Origin of the sequence: Paucilactobacillus kaifaensis (assembly GCF_005405145.1) — a bacterium.
Lineage (GTDB): Bacteria > Bacillota > Bacilli > Lactobacillales > Lactobacillaceae > Paucilactobacillus > Paucilactobacillus kaifaensis.
This window is the reverse complement of record NZ_BJDM01000008.1, coordinates 61,938-67,937: the sequence shown is the minus strand read 5'-3', so window position 1 is coordinate 67,937 and position 6,000 is coordinate 61,938. Positions and strand designations below refer to the sequence as shown.

Sequence of the window (6,000 nt, the reverse complement as noted above, 5' to 3'; positions counted from 1 at the left end):
CATAAGGATGTCATGTCCTTTTAATATGCAAAAAAATCTGATATTGGTTATTTACCAACACCAGATAGTGTAGACCCATTTAAGTTTATGATGATTGAAGCCATCCACTTTTACAATTAAAAGCGGATGGCTTCTTTAATTTATTATTACGTTATTATCCTTGCAAACCTCTTGAAAGTGTTGTAGTTTAGTAACAATCTTAGCTACATAATTAGTCACTTGGAAGGAGTGCATAACTGTGGAAGTAACACGTCGTGGAGAAGTAGAGACACTGGTTGGTAATCCACCAGAAGTTGGGGTCGAGTTACCGCATTTTAAAATTTTTAATGCTCAAAATGAACGAATCAAGACGCGGGATTTAATTGGTCAAAATACGTTAATCAGTGTTGTCCCAGACATTAATACAAAAACGTGTAGCTTACAAACAAAGAAATTTAACAAAACGATGGATCAGTATCCAGAGGTCCGGTTTATTACGGTATCGACTAACACTGTCAAGCAACAATCAGTGTGGTGTGCCGCTGAAGATGTTAGTAACATCGAAATGATGTCTGATAGTGAAGAATCGTTTGGTTATGAAATGAAATTGCTAATTCCCAATACAGGTTTATTAGCCCGCTCAATTTTTATTATTGATGCCACAGGCACAATTGTTTATCGACAAATTGTGCCAGAACAGGTAGACGAGCCAAACTATTTGGCCGCTCTCAATGCGCTTAAAAAATTACTTTAAAGGCTTGACGGAACTAAAATAAATGGCTATGATGAGAAAATAATCAGCGAAGAACAAGAAAGTAATGTCAATGGGATGTTTAGAAAGAAAGTACTTGACTGAAATACTTTTCGTCACTTGATATGAAGGTAGCTTGGGAGCTGGTATTTTGAAATTAAAGTAGAAATATCCGGACTGTCATTTCGTTAACAATGACTTTAAGTGGGGTTTAACAGCCCAAGTTAGGTGGTACCGCGATTAACTCGTCCTATTTTTGATAGGATGGGTTTTTTTTATTTGTTGATTAGATACATATTTGAAGGGAGTTTTACCATGGCAAATGAAGCAGAAATGTCAACTAAGTACGACCCGCAAGCAGTTGAAGCGGGACGCTATGATAAATGGCGTGAACAGGGCTTATTTAAACCCAGTGGGGATAAAAAAGCTAAACCATATTCAATTGTGATTCCACCGCCGAATGTAACTGGTAAATTACATTTAGGGCATGCATGGGATACAACGCTGCAGGATATGATTATTCGACAGAAACGAATGCAAGGCTTTGATACGCTATGGTTGCCTGGCATGGATCATGCTGGTATTGCAACCCAAGCAAAGGTTGAGGCTCGGTTACGTGAGCAAGGTATTTCACGCTATGATTTAGGTCGTGAAAAATTTGTGAAGCAAGTTTGGGATTGGAAAGATGAATACGCTGATATTATTCATCAACAGTGGGCTAAATTAGGATTATCATTGGATTATGATCGTGAACGATTTACCCTTGATGAGGGGCTAAATCAGGCCGTACGGAAGGTGTTTGTTGAACTATACAATAAAGGTCTGATCTATCGTGGTGAATACATTATCAATTGGGATCCACAGGCCCGAACTGCGTTGTCGGATATCGAGGTTATTCATGAAGATGACAAGGGTGCTTTTTATCATGTTAAGTATCCCTTTACGGATGGAACTACATTTAACGGCAAGTATTATATTGAGATTGCGACAACTAGACCTGAGACTATGTTTGGAGATGTGGCAATTGCTGTTCATCCGAGCGACGAACGATACCAATCGTTAATTGGTAAAAAGGTGCGGGTACCGCTTGTTGATCGTGAAGTCGAAATTATTGCTGATCAATATGTTACTCCAGACTTTGGGACTGGAATGGTTAAGATCACTCCAGCACATGATCCTAATGACTTCTTAGTTGGTAACCGACACGATTTACCCCGCATCAACACCATGAATGAAGATGCGTCCATGAATGAGAATGCCGGTAAATATCAAGGAATGGATCGTTTCGAAGCTCGTGAAGCAATTGTTAAGGATTTGGATGCACAAGGATTCTTATTAAGTACTGATCCGATTGTGCACTCAGTTGGACATTCAGAACGAACGGGAGTTCAGGTTGAGGCACGGCTATCAACTCAGTGGTTCGTTAAAATGGAACCATTGGCTAAAGCGGCCTTAGACAAGCAGTCTACTGATGATCGAGTTGATTTTGTACCACCACGCTTTGAAAATACGTTTACTCAGTGGATGACAAACATCCATGACTGGGTCATTTCACGGCAACTGTGGTGGGGACATCAAATTCCGGCCTGGTACCAAAAACAAACTGGCGAGATCTATGTCGGTATGGAGGCGCCAGAAGACAGTGAAAATTGGGAACAAGATTCTGATGTGTTGGACACGTGGTTCTCAAGTGCATTGTGGCCATTTTCAACTATGGGTTGGCCTGATACTAGTGCAGCCGATTTTGAACGCTATTTTCCTACTGACACTCTCGTAACTGGCTATGACATTATCTTTTTCTGGGTTGCTCGAATGATGTTCCAAAGTACTGAGTTCACTGGTCGTCGACCATTTAAGCATGTTCTAATTCATGGTCTGATTCGTGATGAACAGGGCCGTAAAATGAGCAAGTCTTTGGGCAATGGAATTGACCCTATGGATGTGATAGAAAAATATGGTGCTGATGCTTTGCGTTGGTTCCTAGCTACGGGATCAACGCCTGGGCAGGATGTTAGATTTAGTTATGCTAAGATGGATTCTGCTTGGAACTTTATTAATAAAATCTGGAATGCTAGCCGATACGTTATCATGAATTTAGGTGAGATGGAAGAACCTAAACTCCCTGATAAGAGTGCTTGGGATTTAGCTGATCGGTATATTTTGAACCAATTAAATCAAACCACGGAACAAGTGACGCGTTTATTTGATAAGTTTGAATTTGGTGAAGCTGGTCGGGCTTTATATAACTTTATTTGGAACGATTTTTGCGACTGGTACATTGAAATGTCGAAGGAAAAATTAAATAATGGTAGTGCGGTTGAACAGGAAAATACGCGAAACATCCTGGCTTATGTACTTGATCAAACATTACGATTAATGCATCCAATTATGCCGTTTGTGACTGAAAAATTATGGTTATCAATGCCGCATCATGGTAATTCATTGGTTAATGCTAGCTATCCGGTAGTACATGCTGAGTTTAATGATCAAACTGCCGCTGATCAGATGAGCCACTTGATTGAATTAATCAAAGCGGTCCGTAACATCCGTAGTGAAGCTAATGCTCCAATGTCAACACCAGTTGATTTATTAATTAAAGTTGATGAACAACAGTTAGGTGATATGTTGCAGGATAACCAAGAATATATTGATCGTTTTTGTCATCCACAACAACTGACAATTGGCACAAAGGTAACTGCGCCTAAATTAGCGATGAGCGCTATTATTACGGGGGCAGAAGTCTATATTCCAATGGCAGAGTTAGTTGATTTAGATGAGGAACAAGCGCGGTTAAACACTGAAATTAAAAAGTTGCAACAAGAAGTTGATCGTTCCACTAAAAAGTTAGGGAACCAAAAGTTTGTTGCCAATGCACCAGATGAAGTAGTTGCTCAAGAGCGAGAAAAACAAACTGTCTGGCAACAAAAATTAGCAGCAGCCCAAGATAGATTGAATAAAATTAAAGGTTAAACAACACTAAACTTGTGGAGTTTGTGATGTTAAAAGACTATCCACATAGCCTCGTTTGGGGCTATGTGGATAGTCTTTTATGTTTATATAGCAAGTTCTGTTGAATTTATCGAAAGATCCATCTTTTATTAGCGAGTATGATATGATGGATTGGATTTTAACCAAGGATTGAATACTAAAGTAAAGGGATAATGAATCTTGAAAAAAATAGCAACTTATGATGATGCACTCAATTTTATTCATGGTCGGACACAGTTTAAAAAAATACCAACCTTGAAACGAATGCAATTGTTGATGCAACAATTAGGTGACCCGCAAGAAAATTTGCAGATGATTCACGTTGCTGGAACAAATGGAAAAGGTTCAACAACGGCATTTCTGAGATCATTATTTATGGCACAAGGACAAGAGGTTGGGACATTTACCTCGCCATTTTTAACTCGGTTTAATGAACGAATTAGCCTTGATGGAGTGCCAATTGATGATGATCAGCTCGTAAAGTTGGTCCAAAAAATTATTCCTGTTATTGATCATTTAGATCGTACACTTCCAGAAGGTGGTCCGACTGAATTTGAAATTGTAACTGCATTAATGTTTATGTACTTTAACCAGATCAAGCCAGATATTGTCATCGTTGAGGTAGGAATTGGCGGTCAGTTTGATTCTACAAATATTATTACACCGATAGCTTCAATTATTACAACAATTGGTTATGACCACATGCGTCTATTAGGAGACACACTTCCAGAAATTGCTAGTCAAAAAGGTGGTATTATCAAGCCCAGTATACCGGTCATTACTGGTAAGATTCCTGATGATGCCCGCAATACAATTTTACAAATTGCAGCCGATCAAGCTGCTCCAATTTACCAGTATGGCACTGACTATAAAGTAACTAAAGAAACTGCGCCAAAATGGGGTGAGCAGTTTAGTTATAGTGGTTTAAACTTATTAAAAACAACCTTCAATATCAGTTTGTTGGGTGATTATCAAATTGATAACGCAGCAACTGCACTAACTGCTTTTTTGTTATATTGTGACAAAAAAGGTATTAAACCAGCAATTCAAGATATTAAAACAGGACTAAAACGGGCAAGTTGGTCTGGCAGAATGGAGCGGGTTAATGAACAACCATTAATCATTTTAGATGGGGCTCATAATTTACCAGCCATTCAGGCAGTTATTCAGACAATTGAAACTACCTTTAAACAACAGGAAGTATATGTTTTAATTGCAATACTGGCTGATAAGCAAGTACATCAAATGATTGCGGCATTGGCAGCAGTAAAAAATGTTCATTTGGTAATAACAACATTTACCGGTCCAACTCAAAAAAGACCCGGAGCAGTTAGCGAGCAGTTATTAAAAAATCAACATTCAGTTAATTCAATTCAGACTGCAGCTAATTGGCAAGCAGGGTTAGTTAAGATTACTCAGGAAATGTCGCAAGATGATATTTTATTAATTACGGGGTCACTATATTTTATTTCTGAAGTTCGTCCATTTTTTAAAGATTAAATTGTTTTCATCCGTACTTTCTATTATAAAGGGGTGAAAGAATGAATTATCATAGCGGTTTAACTGGGTTGAATGATCATGAATTATTAAGTAAATTTTTTAGTTATCAATTTAAGAGTAATAAGAAACACCGTTTAGAACTTGAAGCGTTATTTTGGGGTGCTTTTCCAACCTTAGCAGATTATAAAAATGCTCATGAGTGGCAAAAAAGTAAATTTATGGAAGATATTGACCAATCCTTTGTGCAGTTAATGGTGGGCATTGAAATTGGACAACGAATTGCCAAAACATCGCGACCGTTAATGGGAAAGGTTTTTTCAAGCCGTCAGGTTGGGGAAAATCTGATTTCAGAATTTAGAAATGATCAACAAGAAAATCTGTGCTTGATTTGTTTAGATGTTAAGCATCGTATTTTAAGTCAACAAGTAGTATTTAAAGGAACATTAACAACGTGTCCCGTTCATCCGCGAGAAATTTTTGCTTTGGCGTTGGAACAACATGCTGAATCAATTTTAGTTGCGCACAACCATCCAAGTGGAGTCGTGGAACCGTCTAAAAATGACATTGCATTTACTAAACGTTTGAATCAGTGTGGTCAACTGCTTGGAATTAACTTGTTGGATAGTTTTATCATTGGACAACGAGATTATCTTAGTTTACGAGAAGCAAATTTAATTGATGCTGTCAGTTGATTTTCTAAGTTATTCTTAAATTATGGCTCAATTGTTTTGTGATGCGCTAAATTGGTTTATCTTTGATAAAGTAATGTGAACGAAGTAAAG

The 6,000-nt window shown here is 38.0% G+C and carries 4 protein-coding genes and 1 other annotated feature; all 4 genes read left to right on the top strand.

The annotated features are described in order from the left end of the window. The first annotated feature begins 238 nt into the window (after positions 1-238). The 4 genes from FFM51_RS05060 to radC all read left to right on the top strand — a co-directional run bounded on the left by FFM51_RS05060 (position 239) and on the right by radC (position 5,910). Positions 239-733: a thiol peroxidase gene (locus FFM51_RS05060; protein ID WP_137597550.1), complete on the top strand. Its 495-nt coding sequence runs from the start codon at positions 239-241 to the stop codon at positions 731-733. Positions 734-773: 40 nt separating this feature from the next. Beyond that, positions 774-986, top strand: a binding site (T-box leader). A gap of 59 nt (positions 987-1,045) precedes the next feature. After that, entirely contained in the window at positions 1,046-3,700 is a 2,655-nt protein-coding gene (locus tag FFM51_RS05055; protein WP_137597549.1) for a valine--tRNA ligase, read from the top strand. 198 nt (positions 3,701-3,898) lie between these two features. Further along, a complete protein-coding gene (locus FFM51_RS05050; protein ID WP_223875896.1) occupies positions 3,899-5,218 on the top strand; it encodes a bifunctional folylpolyglutamate synthase/dihydrofolate synthase in 1,320 nt (439 codons plus the stop codon). 41 nt (positions 5,219-5,259) lie between these two features. Beyond that, complete coding sequence (radC, locus tag FFM51_RS05045) at positions 5,260-5,910, top strand: RadC family protein (RefSeq protein WP_137597548.1); 651 nt, start codon at positions 5,260-5,262, stop codon at positions 5,908-5,910. The last annotated feature ends 90 nt before the right edge of the window (positions 5,911-6,000 follow it).